20 protein-coding genes are annotated in these 25,971 nt (G+C 70.4%); 8 read left to right on the forward strand and 12 right to left on the reverse strand.

Annotated features, from left to right (window positions below):
* The first annotated feature begins 379 nt into the window (after window positions 1–379).
* From ACFOGJ_RS19315 to ACFOGJ_RS19335, 5 genes are all read left to right on the forward strand, one after another.
* Window positions 380–1,420 (forward strand): hypothetical protein, encoded by a 1,041-nt coding sequence (locus tag ACFOGJ_RS19315; protein ID WP_379903563.1) that lies wholly within the window; start codon window positions 380–382, stop codon window positions 1,418–1,420.
* Window positions 1,421–1,549: 129 nt separating this feature from the next.
* Entirely contained in the window at window positions 1,550–2,587 is a 1,038-nt protein-coding gene (locus ACFOGJ_RS19320) for a hypothetical protein (protein WP_379903565.1), read from the forward strand.
* A 233-nt stretch (window positions 2,588–2,820) separates the two neighbouring features.
* Window positions 2,821–3,999, forward strand: coding sequence for a UDP-N-acetylglucosamine 4,6-dehydratase (inverting) (gene pseB / locus ACFOGJ_RS19325; protein ID WP_379903567.1), 1,179 nt, complete (start codon window positions 2,821–2,823; stop codon window positions 3,997–3,999).
* A gap of 30 nt (window positions 4,000–4,029) precedes the next feature.
* Window positions 4,030–5,334, forward strand: a complete 1,305-nt coding sequence (locus tag ACFOGJ_RS19330) for a hypothetical protein (RefSeq protein ID WP_379903569.1) — start codon at window positions 4,030–4,032, stop codon at window positions 5,332–5,334.
* Between the two features lie 8 nt (window positions 5,335–5,342).
* On the forward strand, window positions 5,343–6,020 hold the full coding sequence (locus tag ACFOGJ_RS19335; protein WP_379903571.1) for an NUDIX hydrolase: 678 nt from the start codon (window positions 5,343–5,345) through the stop codon (window positions 6,018–6,020).
* 12 nt (window positions 6,021–6,032) lie between these two features.
* Here ACFOGJ_RS19335 and ACFOGJ_RS19340 read toward each other — a convergent pair whose 3' ends face one another.
* From ACFOGJ_RS19340 to ACFOGJ_RS19355, 4 genes are read right to left on the reverse strand one after another with little or no spacing between them, the layout of a single operon-like run.
* Window positions 6,033–6,800 carry an SDR family NAD(P)-dependent oxidoreductase gene (locus ACFOGJ_RS19340; protein ID WP_379903573.1) on the reverse strand — a complete coding sequence of 256 codons (768 nt, stop codon included), beginning with the start codon at window positions 6,798–6,800 and terminating at the stop codon, window positions 6,033–6,035.
* An 11-nt stretch (window positions 6,801–6,811) separates the two neighbouring features.
* Window positions 6,812–8,617 (reverse strand): 1-deoxy-D-xylulose-5-phosphate synthase, encoded by a 1,806-nt coding sequence (locus tag ACFOGJ_RS19345; protein ID WP_379903575.1) that lies wholly within the window; start codon window positions 8,615–8,617, stop codon window positions 6,812–6,814.
* Between the two features lie 51 nt (window positions 8,618–8,668).
* The gene (locus tag ACFOGJ_RS19350; RefSeq protein WP_379903577.1) at window positions 8,669–9,883 is read right to left on the reverse strand and encodes an ATP-binding protein; all 1,215 of its coding nucleotides are present in this window, start codon (window positions 9,881–9,883) and stop codon (window positions 8,669–8,671) included.
* Window positions 9,883–11,028, reverse strand: a complete 1,146-nt coding sequence (locus ACFOGJ_RS19355) for a hypothetical protein (RefSeq protein ID WP_379903579.1) — start codon at window positions 11,026–11,028, stop codon at window positions 9,883–9,885. Before ACFOGJ_RS19355 ends, ACFOGJ_RS19350 begins: the two co-directional genes overlap by 1 nt.
* A 154-nt stretch (window positions 11,029–11,182) precedes the next feature.
* Here ACFOGJ_RS19355 and ACFOGJ_RS19360 point away from each other — a divergent pair, with 154 nt between their 5' ends.
* A complete protein-coding gene (locus ACFOGJ_RS19360) occupies window positions 11,183–12,415 on the forward strand; it encodes a methyltransferase domain-containing protein (RefSeq protein WP_379903581.1) in 1,233 nt (410 codons plus the stop codon).
* Complete coding sequence (locus ACFOGJ_RS19365) at window positions 12,402–13,709, forward strand: ATP-grasp domain-containing protein (RefSeq protein ID WP_379903583.1); 1,308 nt, start codon at window positions 12,402–12,404, stop codon at window positions 13,707–13,709. The genes ACFOGJ_RS19360 and ACFOGJ_RS19365 overlap by 14 nt, the downstream gene beginning before the upstream one ends.
* Window positions 13,710–13,749: 40 nt before the next feature.
* On the opposite strand, the gene ACFOGJ_RS19370 is transcribed toward ACFOGJ_RS19365, so the two are convergent.
* From ACFOGJ_RS19370 to ACFOGJ_RS19390, 5 genes are all read right to left on the reverse strand, one after another.
* The gene (locus ACFOGJ_RS19370) at window positions 13,750–15,570 is read right to left on the reverse strand and encodes a cytidylyltransferase domain-containing protein (RefSeq protein ID WP_379903585.1); all 1,821 of its coding nucleotides are present in this window, start codon (window positions 15,568–15,570) and stop codon (window positions 13,750–13,752) included.
* Entirely contained in the window at window positions 15,567–16,466 is a 900-nt protein-coding gene (locus ACFOGJ_RS19375; RefSeq protein WP_379903587.1) for an N-acetylneuraminate synthase family protein, read from the reverse strand. Before ACFOGJ_RS19375 ends, ACFOGJ_RS19370 begins: the two co-directional genes overlap by 4 nt.
* 21 nt (window positions 16,467–16,487) lie before the next feature.
* Window positions 16,488–18,521, reverse strand: a complete 2,034-nt coding sequence (locus ACFOGJ_RS19380) for a hypothetical protein (protein ID WP_379903589.1) — start codon at window positions 18,519–18,521, stop codon at window positions 16,488–16,490.
* Between the two features lie 73 nt (window positions 18,522–18,594).
* A complete protein-coding gene (locus ACFOGJ_RS19385) occupies window positions 18,595–19,404 on the reverse strand; it encodes a transglutaminase-like domain-containing protein (protein WP_379903591.1) in 810 nt (269 codons plus the stop codon).
* Between the two features lie 170 nt (window positions 19,405–19,574).
* Entirely contained in the window at window positions 19,575–20,732 is a 1,158-nt protein-coding gene (locus tag ACFOGJ_RS19390; protein ID WP_379903593.1) for a GGDEF domain-containing protein, read from the reverse strand.
* A 433-nt stretch (window positions 20,733–21,165) separates the two neighbouring features.
* On the opposite strand from ACFOGJ_RS19390, the gene ACFOGJ_RS19395 reads away from it, so the two are divergent.
* Window positions 21,166–22,074 carry a hypothetical protein gene (locus ACFOGJ_RS19395; RefSeq protein WP_379903595.1) on the forward strand — a complete coding sequence of 303 codons (909 nt, stop codon included), beginning with the start codon at window positions 21,166–21,168 and terminating at the stop codon, window positions 22,072–22,074.
* 127 nt (window positions 22,075–22,201) lie between these two features.
* Here the strand turns inward: ACFOGJ_RS19395 and cysC are convergent, their stop codons facing one another.
* The 3 genes from cysC to ACFOGJ_RS19410 form a co-directional block, all read right to left on the reverse strand.
* Entirely contained in the window at window positions 22,202–24,097 is a 1,896-nt protein-coding gene (gene cysC / locus ACFOGJ_RS19400) for an adenylyl-sulfate kinase (RefSeq protein ID WP_379903597.1), read from the reverse strand.
* A gap of 7 nt (window positions 24,098–24,104) precedes the next feature.
* Complete coding sequence (cysD, locus tag ACFOGJ_RS19405; protein WP_379903599.1) at window positions 24,105–24,899, reverse strand: sulfate adenylyltransferase subunit CysD; 795 nt, start codon at window positions 24,897–24,899, stop codon at window positions 24,105–24,107.
* A gap of 117 nt (window positions 24,900–25,016) precedes the next feature.
* A complete protein-coding gene (locus ACFOGJ_RS19410) occupies window positions 25,017–25,874 on the reverse strand; it encodes a helix-turn-helix transcriptional regulator (RefSeq protein ID WP_379903601.1) in 858 nt (285 codons plus the stop codon).
* Window positions 25,875–25,971 lie beyond the last annotated feature (97 nt).

Below are 25,971 nucleotides of genomic sequence, written 5' to 3' on the forward strand. Positions count from 1 at the left end.
GAACGGATCGGCGCGCCGGGGCAGGGACCCCGGCGCGAACGCTCTTCTTCTGCCTGATCGCACGACGGCGTGCCGGCGGTCCCTGCCGCCGGCACATCCGAAAAGCTGATTTTCGTGCCCTGACGCCCGGCAATCTCCGGAATCCGGCACGGCGGATGCATGTAGACTCAGGCGTCAAGCGATGACGCAGCGGGGCCGGGCCGGTCCCCGGTGGAATGCGGGCGGACCACCCTTGCGGGCCCCGGCCGCCCGACACATCATCGGCCCGACAGGGACGGCATGGGCTCTGGCGGTGGGTTCGACCCGCGGAACGTCAGCCGTCGCGGGATCGGACAGCGCAACGGTGCATGTTCCGGATCCCTGGCAAGGGCTCACAGCGATGGCATCGACCATCTTCGGCAGTTTCGAGTTCAATTTCCGCAAGACCGAGTTCTTCATCAACCGCGCCTACACCCTGACGGCGGGGCAGTTGAAGATTCAGTCCCAGAAGGAGATTGGCGCCATGTCGGCCCGCCATCAGGCGGAGATCGTCAAGGCGCAGCAGCCGGTCACCAAGAACCTGGCCAACAAGTTCGAGGCAGGCGACGCGGTTGCAGACCTCAAGAACGCCCTGGACCGCATCGTCGACATCCGCAACTCGCTGTTCGAGGCGCGCGCAGCCGCCAAGCTGGGCGAGCGCGCAGGATTTGACAATGCGCTCTTCGACATCAACCGCAAGGCTCAGGATGCCTCTCAGGACAGCCATAACCTGATTGGCTGGCTGGCGGTCGACGGCAACGGGGTGCGGTCCAGGACAGTGGAACTGGGACCGGCCAGCTTCAACATTGCATCGCGGTCGCTGGGCGCCACCTACGCCGTGGAACTCGACGACGGCGAGCGCATCCGGCCGGAATTCCGCAAGAACGAGATGGAGCTCAACGGCCAGAAGTTCCTGGTCAATGAGCTGAACTACGTCTCGGAATCCGACGGCGCGATCACCTTCACGGTCGGCGAGGGCGAAGAGCAGCAGACTTTCACCGGTACGGTGAAGAAGGGCGGACTGGGGATCGCCAGTTCCTGGGTCTACGGCAATTTCGATAGCCAGGAGTTCCAGGACTTGGCTGTAGGGGATGTCAACGGCGCATTGCAGCGCCTGAACGCAGCGGAACGCGAACTCAACGCGTCGCTTATCCAGGCGGAATACCGCTACAACAAGTCGAAGACGCTGGCGGAGGCTGCCCAGACCAAGGTCGACAATACCGTCCGCGCACAGCTGACCGAGCAGCAGGCGCTGAACAAGGCGATCGAGGCCAAGACAAAGATCGCGCTCGTCGTTCTCAGCCTGGGCGCGCAGCAGAAACTGACCCAGATCGACGCGATCTTCCGGCCGGCGCCAAAGCCGACCAACACCATCCTGGACCGGTTCGGCCTGTTCGACTGAACCGGCGGGGTGCCGCCGGGCACCTGGACCCCAGGCTGAAACCCCAGATTCCCCGCCATGTGGCGCGGGATTTGCATTTTGTTTCTCGGGTTCGCGACGATTGCGGCCTGGGCAAAACGCAGTGGATCGATGGCGTCCGACTTCTTCAATTTCGACTTCGGTTTCCGGCAGGCCGAATTCAACGTGAACCGGGCCTACACCCTGACCAAGGCCCAGAACACGATTCGTGCCCAGCGCGAGACCGCCGCGATGACCTTCCGTCATCAGGAAGAGGTCGTGCGGGTGCAGAAGTCGGTGACCGCGTTCACCTCCGACAAGATCGAGGCCGGCGATGCCAAGGCCAATCTCGAGAATTCGCTCGACCGCATCATCGACATCCGGAATTCGCTGTTCGAGGCACGCGCCGCGGCCGCCACGGGCGACCGCGCGGCCTTCGACAATGCGCTCTACAACATCAACCTGAAGGCGCAGGACGCCTCCCAGGACCAGAACAACCTGATCGGCTGGCTGTCGGTCGACGGCAGCGGCACCCGCTCCAACACCGTCAGCCTGGGCCAGAGCAGCTTCAACATCTATTCGCGCTCCCTCGGTGCGACCTACAGCGTGGAACTGGACAGCGGCGAGAAGATCCGGCCGGAGTTCCGCGACAACGAGCTGGAGCTGAACGAAGAGAAGTTCCTGGTCACCGAGGTGAATTACGAGTCCGAAGCGGGCGGCGAGATCACCTTCAGCGTCGGCGACGGGGTCGACAAGCAGACCTTCACCGGCACGGTGAACAAGGGCGGCCTCGGTGTGGCCAGCTCCTGGGTCTACGGCAACCTGGACAGCCAGGCCTTCCAGGACGCGGCGGTGGCCGACATCAACACGGCTCTGGAGACCCTGAATGCCGCTGAGCGGCAACTCAACGGCACCCTGATCCAGGCGCAGTACCAGTACGACAAGGCCGTCACGCAGGTCGAGGCGGCACAGGGCAAGGTCGACGACACCATCCGGCGCCAGCTCACCGAGCAGCAGGCGCTGGACAAGGCCATCGAGTCGCGCAACGAGATCGCGCTCGTCGTCCTCAGCCTGGGCGCGCAGCAGAAGCTCACCCAGATCGACGCGATCTTCCGGCCGGCGGCGGAGCCGACGAACACGGTTCTCAACACCCTGGGCCTGTTCGACTGACGATTCGCGGTGCGGCAGGGTCGATCGTCGCTGTCGTCTTTGCGCTTCATTAACGGCTTGAATGGATCATCTTGCCGTATTGATCTGGCCTCTTTCTTGCTCCTTGCCGGGTTGTAGGCCACGCTGGCCTTGCCCCATCGATGGTATGGGGGCGGGCTCGGCGAGGCAGGCGACGGGCCGGCCCGGCGGACCGGATGGCCGGCGCACAGTGAGGAACGGGAGTATCCCCGAGCATGGCTCAGAACGGCAGCGGCAAGGGCAGGAACGGCAGCGCCGGCGGCAGCAATGGCCGTGGGGCGGGGAAGAATGGCCGGGTCACCAAGCTGCGGACGGTTGCCGCCGCGCCGGCGATCAGCATTGGCCAGGACTTCGCGGCGGTAGAGGATTTCAGCAGCTTTGCCGGCAAGTCCGTCCTGGTGACGGGCGGGACCGGGTCGTTCGGCCGCCGTTTCGTCGAGGAACTGATGGCCCGCGCGAAGCCGAAGCGGCTGATCGTGTTCTCCCGCGACGAATACAAGCAGTACGAGATGCAGTCCGCGCTGGACGGCAGGGATGCCCGGGCGCTGCGCTTCTTCATCGGCGATGTGCGCGATGTCGAGCGGCTGGAGCTGGCGATGCGGGAGGTGGATTTCGTTATCCACGCCGCGGCGCTGAAGCATGTGCCGGCGGCGGAGTACAACCCGTTCGAGTGCATCAAGACCAATGTCGAGGGGGCGCAGAACGTCGTCACCGCCGCGCTGCGCTGCGGGGTTGAGCGGGTGGTCGCCCTGTCGACGGACAAGGCCGCGAACCCGATCAATCTCTATGGCGCCAGCAAGCTGGCCTCCGACAAGATCTTCATCGCCGCCAACAACATGTCCGGCTCCGTCGGCACCCGCTTTTCCGTCGTGCGCTACGGCAATGTCATGGAATCCCGTGGCGGCGTGGTGGAACTGTTCGACCGCCTGCTGCGACAGGGCGCCACGGAACTGCCGATCACCGATCCGCGGATGAGCCGCTTCTGGATCACCCTGCGCCAGGGGGTGGATTTCGTCGTCTCCTCCCTGGCGATGATGCAGGGCGGCGAGATCTTCGTGCCGAAGATCCCCAGCATGAACGTGCTCGACCTGGCCAACAGCCTGGCGCCCGGTCTGCCGCACCGGGTGATCGGCATCCGTCCGGGCGAGAAGCTGCACGAGGTCCTGGTGACGGAGGACGATGCCCGCCAGACCATCGAACTGCAGGACCGCTACGTGATCGAGCCGCTGTTCCGCTGGTGGAAGCGCACACCTTACGTGGCGCTGGGCGCGAAGCCGGTGCCGGAGGGCTTCCGCTACGCCTCCGACACCAATGCCCATTGGCTGGACGCAGAAGGCGTGCACCGGCTGCTTGCCGGTCCGGAAGCGGCCGTCCAGGCTGCGGCCAGCGCCTGATCCCGGCCGCTCGTCCCGCGCCGCTACCCCATGCCGCCCGTCCTGCACGTCATCGATCCGGCGCTGCGCGGCGTCGCGGGCCATTACCTGAGCCAGCATGCCGCGCTCTGGCACCTGTGCCGGCAGCATGGCTATGCCATGCACAGCTATGGCCACGCCGCCTTCGATCCGGCATCGCTGCCGCCGGGCACGGGCTTCACCGCGCTGTTCGACGACACCCGTCCCAACGACAGGATCGGCCATTTCGTCACCGACGCGTCGCAGGCCAACCTGCAATGCCATGACGGGCTGTCACGGCTCGACGCCGGGCATTTCGCGCCGGAGGACCTGATCCTCCTGACCACGGCCACGATCCGCAATGTGCTGGGCTATGGCCGCTGGCTGCAGGACGCGGCGGCCGGCCTGGCCTGCCCGGTGGGCATCTATTGCACTTTGTCCGCGGAACTCGACGACACGGTCGGCCGCGCCCTGCGGCGCGACCAGGTGGCGATCGACGATGCCGGCTTCGACCTGCTGGACAGCATCGTCGTGCCCAACGAGTTCAAGCGCTCCGCCTATCGCTATATGTTCCGGCAGGTGCCGCGCGACCGGCGCAACCGCTATGCGGTCTTCTACGAAGAGCCGTTCCCCAGCCGCAGCCTGCTGGATTCCCTGGGCGCGGACGGCATCCGCTTCCACTCGCTGCGGTCGATGTACCAGGGCGGCGACCATGAGAAGGCCGATCCGGCATCGGTCGGCCGCAGGACAATCGCCTTTCTCGGCTCCGGCGGGCTGGCGGAGGGCGAGAAGGGCTGGCACCGCATCGTGGAGATCGTGCAGCAGGTCCTGGAACAGCGCGACGATGTGCGCTTCACCATTCATGCCGGCGGGCGGATGGCGCCCGCGGTCGAGCAGGCATTGCGCGACCTGGGGCGCCGGCATGACGGCCAGGATCGGGTGGACCTGCTGTTCGGTGCCCTGGACAGTGCCGCCTACTGCGCCTTCCTGGAGCGCGCGGACATGGTCTGCCTGCCCTATGGCGACAGGTACCGCCATGTCATGTCGGGCGTTTTCGACGACTGCGCCTTCCTGGGCACCGTCGCCGTGGTCCCGGCCGCCAGCAAGATGGCGCGCTGGATGGACGTCCACAACCTGACGCCTGCCTGCTTCCAGGAGGCCAGCCCGGCCGGCATCGCCGCCACGCTGGTCGATGCGCTGGCGGATTTCGACCGCCACCGGGAGACATTCCGGCGCACGCGGGAGATCGCGCGCGCGGGTTTCCGCCGCAACAATCCGGTCGCCGTCCTGTCGGCAATGAACCCGGCGGCGGGCCGGCGCGACCGCGCCTCGGCCTGACCGTCGCAATGGGGCAGGGCGGGGACAGGATCGACCGGGAAAGGATCGAGCGGGGCCGCATCGACCTGTCTGCCGACCCGGACGGGGTGGTGGCGGAACTGGCGGTGCGCCTGTCCGCATTTCCGCGGCATGGCGGGCAGCCAGATGCCGCCGATCTCAAAGCCGCTTCCGTCGCGATCCTGCTGGTGCACCAGGCGGACGGCTGGTCCGTCGTGCTGACCCGGCGCGCCGCCGGCCTGCGCCGTCATGGCGGCCAGTGGGCGCTGCCGGGCGGCCGCTGCGAACCGGGCGAGACGGCCGTCGCCGCCGGCCTGCGCGAGGTAGCGGAGGAGATCGGGCTGGACCTGCCGCCGGCCCGGGTCCTCGGACTGCTGGACGATTATCCGACACGGTCCGGCTATCACATCACGCCGCTGGTCATCTGGGGCGGGGCGGCGCCGGCGTTCCGACCGGATCCGGCCGAGGTCGCCTCGATCCATCTGATCCCGCTGGCAGACCTGACGGTCGAGGATGCGGTCGACTTCGTGACGATCCCGGAAAGCGACCGCAAGGTGGTGCGCTTCCGGCTGCAGGAGCGCCTGATCCATGCGCCCACCGCAGCTTTGCTGTACCAGTTCCGGGAAGTGCTGGCGGGCCGGGTGACCCGGGTGGCGGAACTGGAGCAGCCCACCTTTGCCTGGCGTTGACCGCGGCCCGCGTCACATCCCGGCGCCGATATGGATGCCGCCGTTGACGTTCAGCACATGGCCGGTGACGTAGCGGCCGCTCTCCGCCGCCAGGTAGAGGGCTGCCTCGGCGATGTCCCCGGGCAGGCCGATCTCGTGCAGCGGCACGTCGGCGATCGCCTGTGCCTCCTCCTCCGGGGTGACGACCGCGGCCATCATTTCCGTCCGGATCAGGCCCGGGGCGATCGCATTGACCGTCATCCCGTCGCCGGCATAGAGCCGCGCCAGCGACTTGGTGAGGCTGATCAGCGCCGCCTTGGACGCGGCATAGGGCACTGCCTTGGTACCGCCGAACTGCCCGCCCATCGACGAGATGTTGATGATGCGACCGCGCCGGCCGGCGGCCTTCAGGTGCGGCAGCACCGCCTGGCACAGCAGGAACGGCCCGCGCAGGTTCACCGCCAGGGTATGGTCCCAGTCCTCCGGGTCGATCTCCGCGAAATCGACCCGGTTCAGGTAGCCGGCATTGTTGACCAGGATATGCAGGCCCCCGAAGGCCTCCACCGTTGCCGCGACTGCCGCCTGCACCGAGGCGCGGTCGACCACGTCCAGCGGTACGGCCCGTGCGGACAGGCCGGTCGCCGTCAGGTCTGCGGCCAGCGTCTCCGCGCCGTCGCGGCCGCGGCGGTAGCCGATGGCCACGGATGCGCCGGCCTCCGCGAGGCGGCGCGCGATGCCGGCGCCGATGCCGCGGTCGGCGCCGCTGACCAGGGCGGCGCTGCCGGCCAGAATAGTGCTCACGGGGCCAGTGCTCACGCGGCCGGGCCCAGGGCGAGGTCGGGCCAGCGAGCGCCGATCGCCGCCAGGATCCCCGCTTCGTCCAGGCCGTAGGCCGCCTCCAGCTCCGCATTGCTGCCGGGTTCGACGAAGGACAGGGGGATGCCGATACGCAGCAGGGGGCGCAGCAGGTCGCTGTCCGCCAGGATCTCGGCCACCGCGGCGCCGAGGCCGCCGGGCAGCACATATTCCTCCACCGTCACGATCCGCGCCGCCCGGGCGGCGCGTTCGGCGAGCCAGCCGGCGTCGAGCGGGTCGAGGGTCCGCATGTTCACCAGGCCGGTCTCGTAGCCGGCGGCGGCCAGCCGGTCGGCGGCGGCAGCGGCGGCCTCGAACTTCTGGCCCGCTGCAAGGATCAGCGGATTGCCGCCGTCGCGCAGCACTTCCGGCCGGAAGACGGCCGCATCGTCCAGGGTGGCGACCCGGGCATCGATCTCCGGCGCCGGGCCATAGGGCATGGCGATGACGGTCGGGCCGGACAGGGTGGCCAGGGCGGCCGCAACCATGCGGCGTGCCTCATGCGCGTCTTTCGGGACATGGACCTTGAGGTTCGGCAGGGCGCGCAGATAGGGCAGGTCGTAGATGCCGTGGTGGGTCGGATTGTCGTAGCCGCTGAAGCCGCTCCGGAAGGTCAGGATCAGGGTCGGCAGGTTCATGAAGCAGACGTCGTGGATCAGCTGGTCGAAGGCCCGCTGCATGAAGGTCGACTGATAGGCGATCACCGGCACCCGTCCGGCAAGGGCCAGGCCGACGGTCATGCTCATCGCATGCTGTTCTTCCATGCCGGGATCGAAGCAGCGCTCCGGCCAGGTGGCGAAGACCTTGGCCAGCCCGGTGGCATAGAGGGTGGACGGCGTGATGCAGCAGATCCGCGGGTCTTCCTCCATCGCCGCAGCCACCGCCTCCGCGGCCACGTCGGGATAGCCAGGCGCCGGCGGCGGTACCGCGGCGGCGCCGCTCTCCGGATCGAAGGGAAACGAGAAATGCTGCCGGAACGGGTGGCCGTCGGCCGGCGGCCAGCCATGGCCCTTCACCGTCCGGACATGCACCACGACCGGTCCGCCATTCTCCTTTGCGGCCTGCAGGGCCGGCAGCAGGGCGGCGATGTCGTGGCCGTCCACCGGGCCGATGCTGGTGAAGCCCCAGCCCCGGAAGATCTGCGCCGCCCGCGCGCCGTCCTGCAGCGCGTCGTGCAGGCCGCCATAGCCGGGGCTGATCGCATAGCCGTTGTCGTTGACCACCAGGATCGGCGGGGCGGGATCGACCGCGGCATCGTTCAGCGCTTCCAGCGCGATGCCTTCCGCCAGGGCGCCGTCGCCGACGATGGCGACGACCCGGCCGGCCGTGCCGGCCAGCCGACGGCCGCGGGCCATGCCCAGCGCGATCGACAGGGCGGTGCCGGCATGGCTCGCCTCGATCGGATCGTGCGCGCTTTCCGCGCGGGTCAGGAAGCGGTTCATGCCGCCATAGCTGTTCAGGCTGGCGAACAGGTCGCGGCGGCCGGTCAGCAGCTTCTGGGTATAGCCCTGGTGGCCGGTATCCCAGACCAGCGCATCCTCGGGCGAGCGGAACACCGCATGCAGCGCGATGGTCAGCTCCACCGTGCCCAGATTGGCGCCGATATGGCCGCCGGTGCTGGAGATGCTCGACAGCAGGAAGGCGCGGACCTGATCCGCCAGGTCTCTCAGGGCGGCGATGCTGCGGCCCTGCAGCGCCTCCGGTCCGGTCAGCGCCTGGAGGTCCAGCGCATCCGCCGGCCGCGCGGCTGTCTCACCTGTCATTCTCGCCCGCCTGTCATTCTCGATGTCACTCCCCAATGGTTCGGGCGCCCGTCAGACCTTCATCGGCGCGCTGTCGCCGGCGATCACGGCACGCAGCGCGCCGGCCGCGGCGCTGAGCCGGGTCTTGAGCTGGATCCAGTTCTCGCCCTCGCCGAACACGAAGGCGATGACCGCCCGGTTGTCCGTGCCCGCCGGTACCAGCTGGCCGTTCCGGCGGATGACGATGACGTCCAGGATGCCGGCCATGTCGATCGCGCTTTCCAGCCCTTCGACCCGCAGGAACCGTCCGGCCATCGGACTGAGGACGGCGCGCCAGCCGATCAGCCGGCCGGCCTTCTGCGGGCCCTCCGTCGCCGACCGCCAGTCCTGGCCGGCAAGATGGCGGAACCAGGGCAGGGCCGGATGCCAGCCCAGCGCGAGCGGGCTGACATGGCTGGAGCTGACATCGCCGTGAAAGCGCGGCGAGACCTCCAGCAGGTGCGGGCCGTCCTCGTTGACCACCACGTCAGCCTTGACCGGGCCCTGATCGAGACCGGCGGCCAGGGCGGCCTCCGCCACCAGCGCGTAGATCGCGTCGGCTTCCGCCGCGCCGATATCCGCCGGCTGATGGCCCCAGAGCGGCACATGCAGCGGCGGCAGGGTGAAATAGCGGTCGAGCAGCCCGCAGCGCACCACCTCGCCCTCGATCAGGCAGAGATTCACGTCGACATGGCGGCCATGCAGCTGCCGTTCCAGCAGGATGACATTGCCGAAGGCGCTGGCCTCGGCCCAGGCACGGTCGATATCGGCGGCCTCGCCAATGCTGCGCACGCCCCGGCTGCCGCTGGACCCGGCGGGCTTGAGGATCGCCGGGCCGCCGATCTCGGCAAAGGCGGCGCGGGCATCGTCCGGGTCCGCGACCCGCCGCCCTGCGGTCGTGCGCAGGCCCAGGCTGCGCCACAGCTCCGTCGATCGCGACTTGTCCAGCAGGATCGACAGGCTCTCCACCGACGGGCCGGGCAGGCCCAGGCGGGTGGTGACCCGGGCCAGGGTCGGCAGCGCGTGGTCGCCCGCCGTGTAGATGCCCACCAGGTCGTCGATATCCAGCGCCGCCTGCAGGATCCCCTCGGTGTCGTCGGCGGCCACGCGGACGAAGCCGTCGGCGCGGTGCCGGCAGAGGGCGTCGGGATCCCGGTCGGTGGCGATCACCTTCAGGCCGGCGGCATGGGCCGCCCGGATCGATGGCATCTGGAGCTGGCCGGCGCCGATATGCAGAAGGGTCGGCATTACGCGGCCGCCGCCGTCCAGCGCCCGCCGCCGGCGCTGGCCGCCGCCGCGAGCGCCGCTGCGTTGGCTGCGGCGTCGCCGGGCAGCAGCCGCGTGCCCAGCAGGGTGGCGGGCCCCGGCGCCGGAAGCGGTCCGGCGGGCAGCGGATCGCCGCCCGTCCAGGCGGCGATCTCGGCCGCGAACGGGTCGAAACCGGGGAACAGCCCCGGCAGCAGAAGGTCGGCGATGCCATCGCCGCAGAGACCCGGATTGGCCTCGTACAGATGGGCCCGGCCGCCCGCGTCCGCCCGGAAGCTGAAGAAGGCGAAGCCGCGATCCATCCCCAGCGACCGTGCCAGGGGCAAAGCGAGGGCGGTGAGCTGCCCGGCGCCCATGCCGGTGGCAGGTGCGGCCAGGCCCAGGCCGCGGACGGAGCCGTCGGCCTGCTGGGCGACGATCTCGTCGTAGGCCAGGGCGAGAACCGGCGTTCCGCCGGCGAGCAGCAGCAGCAGGCCGATATCCTGCCCTGGCAGCCAGTCCTGCACCTCCACCTTGCCGTTGGCGGAGGCCTCCGCGGCGTCGCGCAGCAACGCGGCCACCGCGCGCGGCGTCCCCGCCGGCGGTGCCGGCAGCCGCACCACGGCGGCCTTGCCGCGTAGCGGCATGTCGGGTTTCGCGAGCAGGCCGCGATGCAGCGGCAGGTCCGGCGGCAGGTCGCGCTCCGGATCCGCGACAAGGCGGCCGGCCGGGCAGGGCAGGCCGAGTGCGGTGGCGGCTTCGCGCAGCACCGACTTGCGCACGGCCGCCGCGCAGAAGGCGGCGGGCGGTCCGGCAACATCCAGTGCCGCGGCCAGGGCGGCCGCCGTGGCCAGCGCGGGGCCGGAGGTCCGCTGGATCACGGCCCGGGTGCGCTGCGCCATCGGATGCGCGCGCGCGGCCGCCACGGCCGGCCCTGCCTCGAAAGTGCTGATCCGCAGATGCGCCTCCAGCAGGTCGGCGGCCGCCGGAATATCGGCCCGGTCGATCGCCCAGATCGCGAATCCGGCCGCGGCGGCGGCACGGATCAGGGGCAGTTGCGCCGGACCCGCGCCGACGCTGAGGACCGCATCGCGGCCATCGGCCCGCGGCTCTGCCCGGCGCGCCGCCTGCGGCACCGTTTCTTGCATGTCAGCTGGGTCCTGCCGTGGCGCCATGATCGGGAAAGGCTCGCCTGTCTCTGCTTGCGCCGGTGGGAGGGGGAACGACCGGCCGGGCATCGGCTGCTGGCCGAACCCGCCGAATTCTAGCAATCTCCGTACCGTGAACCAAAGCACAGAGCAGATGATGTCAGCGCCCCAGGCGGCCGCCGGCGCGAACGCGTTCGGCCAGGCCTCGATCATCCGATGCCAGGTATGCGGCGATTCCGCCGCCAGCCCGGCCTACCGCTTCCGGCAGCGACTGCCCTGGGCGGCGGAAAGCACCGAACAGGTGGTGCAGGGCTGCGGCAATTGCGGCTTCCTGTTCCTGTCGCCGCGACCGGACCGTGCCGCGCTGGCCGCGTACTACACGGCCGATACCCATGGCTCGGGCCAGGTCTTCCGCGACGAGAGCGGCGGCAGCCGGGCCGGCCAGAACGCCCGCATGCGGGCGGCCTTCATCGCCGGCATGCTGCCGGCCGGCGCGACCGTCCTGGATATCGGCTGCGGCCAGGGACTGGTGCTGGAGGCGCTGCGCGGCCATGGCATGGCGGTGTCCGGGCTGGAACTGTCTCCGGCGGCCGCGGAGACGGCGGCGGCACGCGGGCTGGACGTGGTGCAGGGCGGCCTGGGCACCGCCCTCGGCCGCCGCTTCGACGCGGTCGTGATGATCTCAGTGCTGGAGCATCTCTGGGATCCGGGCGAGGGGATCGCCGGTGCGCTGGACTATCTGGCGGCCGACGGCCTGCTGATGGTGGAGGTGCCGAACGCCCTGGTGCCGACCCCGTCGCTGACCGACTGGTTCAGCTTCGAGCATCTGTCGCATTTCTCGCCGGCGACCCTGGCGCGGCTGCTGCGGCGGCATGGCTTCCGCTGGGCCGCGCTGGGCAGCAGTTTCCGCGAAGGCGGCATCCGTCTGGGCGCCCTGCGCGGCGCCGACTATCCGACACGGCCCGGCCATTGGGAGGCGATGGAGGAGATCGAAGCGCGCTGCCCGGTCCCGTCGCTGGAATACAGCAGCTATCCGTCGCGCCAGGCCGCCCTGGTCGACGGCGTGACGGCGCGGGTCACCGGCCTGTTGCGGGGGTGGCGGGATGAGGGGCGCCGGATAGCGGTCTATGGTGCCGGCCTGCACAGCCTGCAGCTTGCGGAACTGGTGCCGCTGCAGGATTGGGTCGACTTCTTCGTCGATGGCGACCCGCGCAAGCAGGGCACGCGCTTCTGCGGCCTGACGGTCGAGCCGCCGGAGGCCCTGCGCAGCCGCGGCATCGGTGCCGTGCTGCTCTCCACCGGCGCCTTTGTCGAGGAGATGGCCAACCGGGTCCACGGTATCGCCGGGGAAGAGGTCGCCGTCGCGGACTGCTATGACCGCCTCTGAAGCGGGGCAGGGCGGCGGCGACAGGCCGCCGCTGCTGGTGGTCCTGGGCGCGGGCAGCGACCAGCGCTTCCTGCTGCAGACCGCCCGGGGGATGGGCCTGCGGACCCTCGCCTTCGACATGAACCCGCAGGCGGAGGGGGCCCCATTCGCCGACCGCTTCGAGGCGATTTCCACCCGCGACGTGCCTGCCATCTGCGGCCGTCTGGATGCCCTGATCACCGAGGGCGAGCGCCCGGCCGGCGTGACCACCATGGGCAGCGACATTCCGGAGATCGTGGCCGCGGTGGCGGCGCATCTCGGCACCCCCTCGGTCTCGGCAGAGACCGCGCGCCTGGCGACCGACAAGTTCGAGATGAAGCAGGCCTTCCGGCGGGCCGGCGTACCGATCCCCTGGTTCGCCGCGGTGCGCGATGCCCGCGACGTGCAGGAGGCGCTGGATACGCGCGGCGGAAGACTGGTTGTGAAACCGGTGGACCGGTCGGGCTCGCGCGGGGTGTTCCTGGTGGATCGGGACATGCGCGACCGGGTGCCGGCCCTGTTCGAAGCGGCGCTCGCGCAGTCCTTTTCCGGCCGGGTCCAGGTCGAGGCATTCGTGCCCGGCCCGCAATATTCCACCGAGACCGTGTTCCATCGCGGCCGCGGCGTGACCCCTGGCTTTGCCGACCGCAACTATGAATGGCTGCAGCGGCTGGCGCCACGGATCATCGAGAACGGCGCCTGGATGCCGACCGCCCTGAACGCGGCGGGGCAGGCGCAGGTCGACGAGCTGCTGGCGTGCGCCGCCGCGGCGCTTGGGCTGAGCGACGGCACCGCGAAGGGCGACGTGGTCTGGGGACCGGACGGGCCGCTGCTGATCGAGATGGCGGCGCGGCTGTCCGGCGGCGATTTCTGCGAAAGCCTGGTGCCGCTCTGCACCGGGGTGAACTACGTGCCTGCCGCGATCGACCTGGCGCTCGGCCGCACGCCCGACTTTTCCGTCCTGACGGCGCCGCCCAGGCAGGCGGTTGGCAACCGCTATTTCATTGGCGGGCCGGGCCGCCTGCAGGCGGTGGAGGGATTGGACGAGGTGGCGCGGCAGCCCTGGATCCACAAGCTGGAACTCTGGTACCGGCCGGGCGACGAGGTGCCGGCGCCGGTCAGCCATGCCCACCGGCTTGGCGTCTTCATCGCCACCGCGACGGACAAGGCGGAACTGGATCGCCGGATCGACTGGGTCTACCGCACCGTCAGGCTGCAGATTCTGCCTAGCGGCGATGGCGATCCGCTGGCCGGCCCGGCAGGATCTGCCGCCTGACCCGGCAGATTCTGCCGGGTAATGCGACTTCCATTTGCAGTCAGGCGGGTTGCGCCATCGGCAGGTGGCGCACCGCTTCGGCCAGGCAGGCCGCGATGCGGCTGGCGCCGCGTCCGTCGACCAGGGCGGCGGCCCGCTCCCCCATCGCAGCGAGCCCGTCGGGATCGGCCAGCAGGGTGGCAGCCTGGCTTGCGGCCTCCGCCGCCCAGTCGCGGCGGCGCAGGTCCACGAGGGCGGCGATGCCCGCCTCGGCGAAGCGTCCCGCCGTCGCCAGGTCGGCGTCGGAGCGGCAAAGCAGGATGCTGGCGCGGCCGCGCGCCGCCGCTTCGTAGGCGGTGACACCGAAGCCGATGACCGCCAGGGCGGCCCGGTCCAGAAGCGGGGCCAGGTTGTCGCAGCCCCGGCGGACGGTGACGGGGCCGTCCTCCATCGCGGCAGCCTCGGCCAGCCAGGGCACGGCGGGGCCGGCGATCAGCTCCAGCCAGGCCAGGGCGGGCAGGTCGCGCAGGGCGGCCACGGCCCGGGGCGCCAGGCCTTCGGGGTCGGCGCCGCCGAGGCTGAGCAGCACCCCTCCGGAGCGGCAGGCAGGGCCGGAATCAGGCCGGGGTGCCGAGAAGCTCCGTGCCAGTGGCATCCATTGCCAGCCGGCCTGCAGCCGGCCGCGGTAGCCTGTCCAGTCCAGCGTGCCGGGCGCGTCCTCCGGCGCCGGCGGCGGATAGAAGGCCAGATCGGCGACCAGGCGCCGCGGCGACGGGTCGTCGAGCACCGCCACCACCCGGCCGGTCCCGCGCAGGCCTTCGACCTGCGTCGCGGTCAGTCCGGTCCGCACGTCCAGCAGAATGGCCTGGTGGCGGTGGCTGGCGGCCAGGTCGCGGAGCCAGGCCGCCTCGGCGCCGGCCGCGATGCCGTCGGCATTGCCGCTGGCAGGCCGATGCACCCGGAAGTCGCGTTCGGCGAACAATGCGGCCGCCGCCGCATCGCGAATAACGGCAACATGGACGACGGCCCCCTGTTCGTCGCGCAACCGCTCCGCCACTGCCAGGCAACGGCGGACATGGCCCAGCCCCAGGCCGGCACCGCCGTCGCAGCGGATCAGCACCGACAGGCCGCGATGGTCGACGCTCTTCTGCCGCACATGGCCGTTGATCGCCAGCAGGTCGGGGCGGCGGCGCAGCAGCGCCAGCACCTCCGTCATCTCCGCCTCCGGCGCCGGGACCTCGAGCGCCGCGTAGAGCGCTTCCATGAAGGCGAGGTCGTCGGGGGTGTCGACCGACAGGCGGGCGCCTTCCACGCCGCGATCCTCGTGCAGCGGCAGGTCCAGGGTGCGACCGAAGCCGGGATCCACCCGGCGATAGCCGCTGACATGCTCGCGGGCCGCCGGATGGTCGCCATGTTCCGCGGCCAGCCGGTCCAGGGCGCGACGGCTCATCGGGGTATAGCCTTCGTCGCTGACCAGGCCGCCGGTCTGCAGGTCGACGAAATCGGCATCGGCTTCGACCATCGCCCGCACCATCAGGTCGGTCAGGCGCGGATCCACCAGCGGCGCGTCGCCGGTGACCCGGATCACGACGTCGGCTTGCAGCGCCTCCGCCGCCAGCACGAACCGCTCCAGCACATTGTCCAGCGGGCCGCGGATGCAGGGAATGCCAAGCCCGTCGGCGAAACGCTCCAGGGCATCGTCGCTGGGATCGGTGGAGGTCGCGATCGCAACTGTGTCGACGGTCTCCGCGCGCGCCATGCGGCGCACGACATGTTCCAGCACCGGCATGCCGGCCAGCGGCCGAAGCACCTTGCCCGGCAGCCGGCTGGACGACATCCGCGCCTGGATGATCGCGGCGACCTTGCGGCTCTGGACGCTCACGAAGCGGCCTTCCAGGTGCTGCGCAGGTATTTCAGCGGCCGCAGCCCGTCCTCCGGGTCGGCGCGCCATTCGCGCTCTTCCGCCTCGGCAGGCACCGGTCCCTTCGTGCCGTCGCCGTCGGCGCCGGCACCGCGGCGGATCTCGCCGATCACCCGGCGCAGGTCATCGGGCAGCCAGCAATGGCCGGCAGCGAATTCCGCGCCTTCGCCTTCCAGGTCGACATGGCATTCGATCGCGCCGGCGCCCCAGCGATGGACGGCGCGCTGGATCACCGCGGGATCTGTCGTGTGGTCCGACCAGCCGATGGCGCAGCCGAGTGTGGCGCGCAGGGTGGCGATAGCGGCCAGGTTGGCCTCGGCCGCGCTGGCCGGATAGTGGGAAATGCAGTGCAGGACCGTCAGGTCGTGGCAGCCGGCATCGCTTGCGGCCTGCGCCGCCGCCTCGCATTCCGCCATCGTCGCCATGCCGGTCGACAGGATCACTGGCTTGCCGGTGGCCGCCGCTGCCCGCACCAGGTCGAGCCAGAGCAGTTCGTAGGAGGCGATCTTGTAGAAGTCGACATGGTCGCGCAGCGCCGCCACCGCCTCCAGGTCGAAGGGGGTGCAGGCGAAGGCGATGCCGCGCGCGCGGGCACGGGCGGCGATGTCGGGCAGGAAGGCCTCCGGCAGTTCCCAGGCACGGCGGGCACGGTGGCGTTCGCTCTGCGCCAGGATCTCCGGGGCGAACAGCCTGTCGATCTTGAACAGCTGGAACTTCACTGCAGCGCAGCCGGTGTCGGCGGCCAGGTCGACGAAGGCCAGGCAGCGGTCCAGGTCCGTCGCATGGTTGCTGGACACCTCGGCGATGAACCAGGGGCCATCCGGGGTCTGCCAGGCGGTGTTCTCGGGTGCTGTCACGTGCGGGTCCGTCGCGTCTCGTCAGCTCGCAGGGCCGCGCTCCAGACGGATGCGGAAGCCGATGCGGAAGGGCAGGGGAAGGCGCGGCTCGCCCTCCTGCACTGCCCGGCTGGTATCGTCCACCTCTGCGGCGGAAAAGGCCACCTGCGCGAAATAGGTCTCGGCGACGCTGCGGCAGGTCACCTGTCCGACCAGCGCGGCGGCACCGCGGTCGAAGGAAATGCAAAGCCTGTGCCTGTCGTCGCCGATCTCGAAGCGGCCCTCGGTGACGCCGAGCGCGGTGCCGGCGGAGACCAGAAGGGAGACCGGCCGGCCATGCTCGACCTCGCCCTGCGACAGGCCGTGCCGGTCGGGCACCCGGCCGCCATTGTGGCAGACATAGGCCAGGCTCCGGCGATCGAAGGCGGCCGGGTTCAGAGTGACGAAGCCCAGCCGCAGCAGGCCGCGCGGCACCTCCGGCCAGTGCAGCACCAGGTCCAGCGCCAGCTCCGGTTCGTGCCGCAGGATGCGGTAGCGCTTCTCCACCGGGCCCAGCGCGGTGCCGATCACACTGGCCACCTGCACCGCGTCCGGGTCGCTTTCGTCGACGGTGACGGCGCAGGGGTTGAGGTCGGTGACCTGATGGGCGCCGGGGCTCTGCTGCACGACATTGCCGCTGTACCAGTCGGCACCCAGCAGGATGTCGTCGAAATGGTCCAGGTGGAGGGTGCCGAACAGCCAGTTGCCCGGCGCCTCGGGCAGCCAGCAGCGTTCCACCGCCAGTCCCCGGCGGCGGTTCAGCGCGATCCCCAGGCCCGCCGTCTCCACCGTCAGCAGGCGCGATTCCGCCGGCGCCGAGGGCACCGCCGGTGCCGGCGCCGGCGGCGCTTCCGGCGACAGGCCGAGCGCCGCCTCGAAACCGGCCAGCCGCGCCTTGTAGGCCGACCAGCGGTCCGCGGTGATGTGGGTGCGGAAATCGCTGCTCCACAGGAAGCAGAGCTCCTTCCACTGTGCCGCCGTGGCGGCCGGGTCGGCGGCCAGGCGGTCGGCGATGCGCTGGCAGCGGGTGTTGATCGTGAAGCTGGAGCGGCCGCTGACGGCCCAGCGCAGGATCGTGTACTTCGCCTGCTTCTTCGTCGGCAGCGGCACAGAGGCGGACTCCAGCCGCAGGGCCGGCCCGGCCGCCGCCTCGGTCAGCAGTGCCGTCGGGTCGGTGAAGGCGACGCCGTCCAGCGCGGCGACGGCGGCGAAGGCGTCGGCGATGCGCTGCCATTCGGACTCCGCCGCCAGGGCCGGTTCCGCCTCGAAGCGGCCGGGGCGGAAATCGAACACCTCGGCATCGTTGCAATAGAGGCAGAGCGCCCGTCGCGCGCCGCCGGGCGGCGGCCGGTGGCCGGCGACGAAGGTCGCGAATTCCTGCGGCTCGAACTCGCCATGCGCCATCCGCTGCAGCTTCTGGAACGGGATCGTGTGGCTCCAGATCACCGGCAGGCTGGCGCCGTCGCTGCCGGCGGCGCGCAGCGGGGCGTAGCGCCGCGCCGGCGGCCAGTCGGGATGGGCGCGGAAGCAGTTCTCCCATTCCATCACCAGGCCCTCATAGCCGGCCTCGGCATAGAGCGCCGGCAGGCCGGGGCCGTAGGTCTGCTCGTTCACCAGGGCAAGCCGCGGCGCGGCATCCAGCAGATCGGCATAGGCCTGCCGGCCCAGTTGCAGGTTCCAGGCATTGGCCGCAGCGGGCATCAGCGGGCCGATCGCCTGCGCATAGCCGGAGCCGATCAATGTGACCCGCCCGGCCGCCACCAGGCCCTTCAGCCGCGCGATCCAGTCCGGCGCAAGCCGCGCCAGTTCCTCCAGGGTATAGCCGGTCGCCTCGACGCCGATCGGGCCGGGAGCCGCTTCCGCCAGATCCAGCAGCCGCGCATAGGCGCGCGCGACCAGCGCCGGGCGGGCCTCCTCCGCGATCGAGGAGAAGGCGATGTTCAGGTGGAAGATCGCATAGACCCGCAGGCCCGGGGCGGCATCTGCACCGGTCTCGGGCGGGGGCTGGTCTGCGGGCCGATCAGAGGAGTGTGACATGGCGGAGAAAGCAATAGCGCGGGTCGGCCGCGATGCCCACTGCCGCCCGATATCGCCATTGCGGAGACCGCTGCTATGCGGCCTCTTCCTCCGCCCAGACGCGGAACCCGGACAGGGTATTGGGGCCGAAGGTGTGGGTCAGCGGCACGTCGGCGGCATCGCGGCCATGGGCGATCAGGATGCGGCCGATGCGCGGGCTGTTGTTGCGGGGATCGAAGGTCCACCAGCGGCCGTCCATGAACACCTGCATCCAGGCTGCGAAATCCATCGGCGCATAGGGCGGCGGTTCGCCGATATCCGTGACATAGCCGGTGCAGTAGCGGGTCGGGATATTCAGGCAGCGGCAGAAGGTGACGGCCAGGTGGGTAAAGTCCCGGCACACGCCGACGCCTTCGGCATAGGCCTCCGCCGCGGTGCGGGTGGCGCGCGAATGCTCGTAGCCGAAGGCGATGTGGCGATGCACGAAGTCGCAGATCTCCTGCACCAGCGGCCAGCCGGGGGTGCAATGGCCGAACAGGCGCCAGGCTTCGGCCATCAACAGGTCGGTCTCGCAATAGCGGCTGCCCAGCAGGTAGATCAGCACGTCCGGCGGCAGGTCCTCGACCGGGTGCCGCCTTGCCCGCTGGTCCCAGCGGTCCGGCAGGCCGTCATCCTGGATCACGCCGTCGGTGCCCAGGGTGAAGCGTCCCGGCGGCGCGACCAGCCTGTTGCACCAGTTGCCGAAGCCGTCGCGATAGCTCTCCAGCGGCAGTGGCGGATCGGTCCGCAGCAGGTCCGGGACCTCCAGGAAGCTGACCCGCGAATAATGCACATTCAGCATGGCGATCATCGGTGTCGCCTGCGGCAGGTCGTAGCTCATCTCGCAACCGAGCCTGATGCGCATCGCCGGGACTCCCCTTGGGTATCTGGCCGGGCGGCGGTCGCCGGGCCGTTCGTGCCGGGCTGAAGCGGGACCTTGGCCCGCCAGGCCCTGTCCCTTCAACTCCAGCAGGCAACCGGTGCGGCGGCGGCAAGGTTCCGCGATGCTGCGTTCCGGGGAGGCCGGCCGGGTTCTCAGTCCGTGCCGATGACCGTCCGGTTGCGCCCCTCTTCCTTGGCGCGATAGAGCGCCTGGTCGGCCCTGCGGGACAGGCGGTCCAGATCGTCGCCGGAATGGTCGAAGGTCGCCAGGCCGATGCTGACGGTGACCTGGAACGGGTCGCCATGGCCATCGAAGCGCAGGTCCTGCATCCCGTGCCGGATCCGTTCCGCGACGGCAAGGGCCGCCTGGCAATCGACACGCGGCAGCAGGATCGCGAACTCCTCGCCCCCCAGGCGTGCGGACAGGTCGCTGTCGCGCAGCGAGGCGGTGACGATTTCCGCCAGCTTGCGCAGGACCTCGTCGCCGGCCGGATGGCCGAAGCGGTCGTTGATCGCCTTGAACTGGTCGAGGTCGAGATAGAGCAGCGCCAGGCTGCCGCCGAAGCGTCGGGCGCGCCGGATCGCTTCGCCGGCACGGGTATCGAAGGATCGCCTGTTGTGCAGCCCGGTCAGCGGGTCCAGCTCCGCCTGGCGCTTCAGGTCCGCCTGCAGGTACTCGGTCACCATCGCCGTGTAGGTGGTGGCGACCATGACGGAGATGATCAGGGCGTTCAGCAGCGTGATGGTGATGTCCCAGCTGGCCTCGGACTGTGTCTCCGGTGAGGGGTGGATCGCGCCGAACGCCGCGCGGACCAGGAAGAACAGGGCGTTGTAGCCGAAGACGCAGGACATCAGCCGGCTCGATACCCGGACCGCGTCGCCCCTGGCCGGCCAGAGCGAGACCGCGTTCAGAGTGCAGACGACGAAGATACCGGCCGATGTGATGCTGATCTGGCGGGCAATCTCCGATCCGGTCTCCAGCAGGGTCCAGAGGATCGCCGCATAGAGCAGCGGCATCCCCCAGGCGAGCCAGCTGGGGAACGGGCGGCGTCCCATGAACTGGCGGGAGCCGACGGTCGCCACCATCAGCCCTGCGACGGCCAGCAGACCGGCGGCGACCACCACCGGAATCCGCGGCAGACCGAACTGCAGGGGCAGCATGGCGAAGCTGATGCCGATCATCACGCGGCCGACGATCCAGGCGACGATGCCCGGGACCTGCGGGTTAACGGCCCAGACGGCCACCAGGGCAGCGGTGCCGGCGATATGGGCGATGGCGAGCGCGACGACGAGCGTCACCGGGTCGAACAAGTCTGGCCTCTTGACGGGTTTGCCGCACCGCGGGACCGGGCACGCCCGGGTACCAGGGCGTCGGCGGGCGCGGTGCGTCCGGAACGCGGAATGATCCCCCAGGCGTAGCGGTTTCGCCATCACGAAACCGGCAACTAGCCGGAAGGAGGATGCACAGGCTGTCCGCCCGCCGTGCCGGACCCCGGCCCGGCAGCCAGGGGGAGACGGGCAGGGGAGACGGGCCGCGACCCGCTTCGCAGACGCGGCGTCAGGAACTTCGGCAGAGCCGGGCTGTTTCCAGCGCATCTGAATCAAGACGTGTGAGGGATAGATGCACGGGATCATTTACCTGGTGGGACTTGTCGTCGTCGTGCTCGCCATTCTGTCCCTGCTTGGCTTGGCCTGAACGAAACCGCGCCGCCGGCAGGACGAACGAATTCGATAGGGGAAAGAGATGGCAGAGGTCTCCACTTCCGCCGGCCGACAGCCGGCGCATCTGGACTGGCCGGCAATCATTGCCGGCGCCGTGATCGCGACCGCGGTGTCGTTCGTGCTGCACACATTCGGTGCGGCACTGGGGCTCTCCGTGGTCTCGCCGTTCGGAAGCGACGGAATCGGCGGGACGGGGCTTCTGATCGGGATGGCCCTGTGGGTGCTCTGGGTCACCGTTTCCAGCTTCATGCTGGGGGCCTATGTCACCGGCCGCCTGCGGCGCCGGGCCTATGACGCGACGGAGCATGAATCGGACCTGCGTGACGGTGCCCATGGCCTGACGGTCTGGGCGCTGGGCGTGATTCTTGGCGCATTCGTATTGGCCTCCGGCGTGGACAGCGCCAGCCGTACCGGGGCCGCCGCGGTGTCCGGCGTCGCCGAAGGCGCCGGCACGACGGTGCAGGCGGCGACCCGCGCGATCGATGAACCCGGCTTCCAACTGGCTCTCAGCCGGCTGCTGCGCCCGGTCCAGGGCGGCAACGGCGATGCCGAGCAGCGCCGCGCGCTGCAGGACGAATTCGGCCTGATGCTGGAGGGCACGGCCGGACCCGCCGGAACGGGGCAGGACGCGGCGGCAGTGGGGATCTCCGACAGCGACAGGGCCTACATGGCCAATGTCCTGCAGCAGGAACTGGGCCTCAGCGAAGAGCAGGCCCGGGCCCGCGTGTCGGATCTGGCGGAGAGCTGGAGCCAGCTGCAGGCCAGGGCGGAGGAGGCGGCGCGAACCGCCCGGACGGCGACCGTGCTGGGCGCCTTCGTGCTTGCCGCCGCGCTGCTGATCGCAGGGGCGGCCGCCTGGGTCGCCGCCGGCATCGGCGGACGGCATCGCGACGAGCAGACGGTCTTCCGCTTCATCGCCCGCCGCTTCTGAGCCGCGACAAGGAGAATCCCGATGCTTTATCTGCTTCTCTGGCTGCTTGGCGTCCCGCTGATCGTGGTGGTTCTGCTGGCCGTCGCGCTGTAGCGCAGGAGGTGTTCGACCCGGCCTGTCGTCCCGCTCAGCCGCCGCCGGGACCGACCCGGGCGCGGATGAAGTCGACCAGCCGGTCGACCGACGCCTCGGCGGTCTCGCGGCCGGTGTCCAGCACCAGTTCGGGCGCCTCCGGCGGCTCATAGGGCGCGTCGATGCCGGTGAAGTCCTGGATCTCGCCGGCGCGGGCGCGGGCATAGAGCCCTTTCGGGTCGCGTTCCTCGCAGACCGACAGGTCTGCGGAGATATGCACCTCGCAGAACCTTGCCCCGGCGGCCTTGCGGGCGCGGTCGCGGTCCGACCGGTAGGGCGATATGAACGCCGTCACCACCACCAGGCCGGCATCCGCCATCAGGGCCGCCACCTCGCCGACCCGGCGGATGTTCTCGGCGCGGTCCTCGGGCGAGAAGCCCAGATTGGCGTTCAGCCCGGCCCGCACATTGTCACCGTCCAGCACGTAGACCTGGTAGCCCAGCGCGAACAGCCGGCTCTCCGCCTCGATCGCGATGGTGGACTTGCCGGCACCCGACAGCCCGGTCAGCCAGATCACCGCGCCTTCGTGGCCGTTGCGGGCCTTGCGCTGCGCGCCGGTCACCCGGTGCGCGACCGCCATCAGGTTCGAGCCCTTGACCGTGACCAGGGCGCGCTGGTCCGCATAGCCGGCCATGGAGGCGCGCCCCGCCGCCACGACGCGGTCGCCGTCCACCAGGGCGAATCGCCCGGTGCGCGCCAAAGCGGGGTCGTCGTCGAGCGCCATCAGGCGCGCGCTGCGCAGGGTGACATGGCCCAGAGCCAGTTGCGTCACCTCGGTCGCCGGCGCCATCTCCAGGCTGTCCAGATCGGTCACGCCGTCGATCGACTGGACATGCACCGCATGGCTTGCGGTGGTCAGCCGCAGGGTCAGGCGGCGCCCGGCCTGCAGCGGCTGCCGGTCGAGCCACAGGATGCGCGCGCGGCAGACATCGGTCTCCTTCGGCGGTGCCTGCAGGTGGCTGGCGATGCTGCCGCGCTCGACGAAGACCTGGTCGTCCAGGGTGAAGCCGACGCAGTCGCCGGGCCCGGCGCTCTGGCCGGGCAGGTCCGGCCAGCCCTCGATCCTTGCCACCTTCGCCGTGACGTTGTGGGGGGAAAACAGCAGCGTGTCGCCGGCGGCGAGCCGGCCGCTCTCCACCCGGCCGACCAGGATGCGGCGTTCGTCGAACTTGTAGATGTCCTGGATCGGCAGGCGCAGCGGCGTCTCGCCCGGGTCGGTTGCGACATGGAGCGCGTCCATCGCGCGCAGGATCGTCGGGCCGTCATGCCAGGGCATGTTGCCGGACGGCGAGGCGATGTTGTCGCCGTCGCGGGCGACGATCGGCACGATCGCCGCCGGTGCCAGCTCCAGCTTCGCCAGATAGGCGCGGATGTCGGCGGACAGCGCCGCGAAGCGCGCGGCGTCGTAGCCGACCCGGTCCATCTTGTTGACCGCGACGACCACCTGCTTCACCCCGATCAGGGCGAGCAGCGCGCCATGCCGCCGGGTCTGCTCCCGCACGCCTTCCTCGGCATCGACTACCAGGATCGCGGCATCGGCCTGGGCGGCGCCGGTCAGCATGTTGCGGACGAAGTCGCGATGGCCCGGCGCATCGATGATCACCACGGTCCGCGCGGCGGTGCGGAACCAGATCTGCGTGGTGTCGATGGTGATGCCCTGGTCGCGCTCCGCCTGCAGGGCGTCCAGCAGGAAGCCGTATTCGAAGGGCATGCCGCGGCGCTTGCAGGCGGCGCGGATGCCCTCCTCCTTGCCCTCCGGCAGGGCGTCGGTGTCGTGCAGCAGGCGGCCGATCAGGGTGGACTTGCCATGGTCGACATGGCCGGTGACCACCAGGCGCAGGGTGGGCAGGGCGGCGACCGTATCGGTGCCGGGCGAAGCTCCGGAAGTCATGGGCGGTTCACATATAGCCGGCGTTGCGCAGCCGCTCGAAGGCGTCCTCGGACTCGTGGTCCATCGCCCGGCCGGCGCGTTCCTCGGTGCGGGTGGCGGCCAGCTCCGCGATAATGGCGTCCAGGTCGGCGGCGTCGCTGTCGATCGGGTTGGTGATGCCGATCTCGCCCAGCGACCGGAAGCGCCTGCCGCCTTGCGCGAAATAGAGCGGCACCACGGGAATGCCCTCGCGCTGGGTGTAGCGCCAGATGTCCAGCTCGGTCCAATGCAGCAGCGGATGCACCCGGACATGGCCGCCGTCGGGCGCGCGGTCGGCATAGAGGTCCCAGAACTCCGCCGGCTGGTCGCGATAGTCCCAGTCGCCGGTATCCACCCGCGGGCTGAACACCCGCTCCTTGGCGCGTGTCGCCTGCTCGTCGCGGCGGATGCCGACGATCACCGCCTTCAGCCCGTAGCGGGCGACCGCCTCCTTCAGGCCGGCGGTCTTGCGCGCGGCGAAGCGGGAGGCGGGCGGCAGGGTGGGGTCGATGCCCTCCAGCGGCGGGCAGGGGTCCGCGATCAGCTCCAGCCCCCATTCCTTCGCGTAGCGGTCGCGGAAGGCATAGACCTCCGGGAACTCCGCGCCGGTGTCCAGGTGCATGGCCGGGAAGGGCATGCGGCCGAAGAAGGCCTTGCGGGCCAGATGCACCATCACCCCGGAATCCTTGCCGATCGACCAGAGCATGGCCAGCGGCGAGAAATGCCGGAATGCCTCGCGCAGGATGTAGATGCTCTGATGCTCCAGGGCGTCGAGGGCGCTCATGGTGGGCTGGTCCGCATTGGTTGCAGAACGGGGGCGGGCGGTTGGGCCGGCGGTTTAGGCGCTGGGCCGGCGAAGCGCAAGGGACGCCGGGTCGCAGGCAACTCCCCGGTGCCGCGGTCAGGGCGCCGCTTGCGCCGGCACCGGATTGCCGGCCTGCGGCAGCAGCATGGTGAGTTTCAGCCCCGGCTGGCTGGCCAGGGTGAAGCCCACCTGTTCGAAGCAGAGCGCGCCGTCCCGCGGATGGCAGAACCGGCGCAGGCCACCCTCGCGGCCCTGCACGTCCTGCGCCGCCCAGAGCCGGGCGAAGTCCGGGCTGTCCCGCCGCAGGCCGTCGACCAGGGCGCGGATCGACGGATCGGTCATCCGGGGCGTGGCCTCGGCGCGGAACTCCGCCACCACCCGGCGGGCACGTGCGTCATGGTCCTGGATCAGGCGCCGGGCCACGGGCGACAGGAAGATGAAGCGCAGCATGTTGCGCCCGTCCGCGCCGGGCGTCTCGCCTGCCATGTCGCCCGGTGCATCGCCGTCGAGCCAGCCCGCGAACAGATGCGCGGCCGCGCCGTTCCAGTGCAGCACCGTCCAGCAGGGGTCGAGGATATAGGCCGGGCAGGCGATCGCCGCGACGCAGGCGGGCAGTGCGGCGGGCAAGGGCGCGCCCTCGGCATCCTGCCGCTCCGGGTCGCGGCGCGCCGCCAGTTCGAACAGGTAGGTGCGCTCCGCCCGCCCCAGCTGGAGCGCACGCGACAGCCGCGACAGCGCCGCGCGCGACAGCGAGATCTCGCGGCCCTGCTCCAGCCAGGTGACCCAGGTGGTGGAGAGGCCGGAGAGCTGCGCCAGCTCCTCGCGGCGCAGGCCCGGCGTGCGGCGACGCGGGCCGGGCGGCAGGCCCAGGGCTTCCGGCGACAGCCGTTCGCGCTGGGCCCGCACGAAGGCGCCCAGGGCGCGCCGGCGTTCGGCATCTTCGGAAGGATTCATGGTGTTATATATACCAGGATAAAAATGGATCTTATAACAGTGTCGAACTGTGCGTAGATCATCCCCGTGACCGGCAAGGGCCGGTCGGAACCAGGGA

The organism is Marinibaculum pumilum (assembly GCF_042646425.1).
Taxonomy (GTDB): Bacteria; Pseudomonadota; Alphaproteobacteria; order Ferrovibrionales; family Ferrovibrionaceae; genus Marinibaculum; species Marinibaculum pumilum.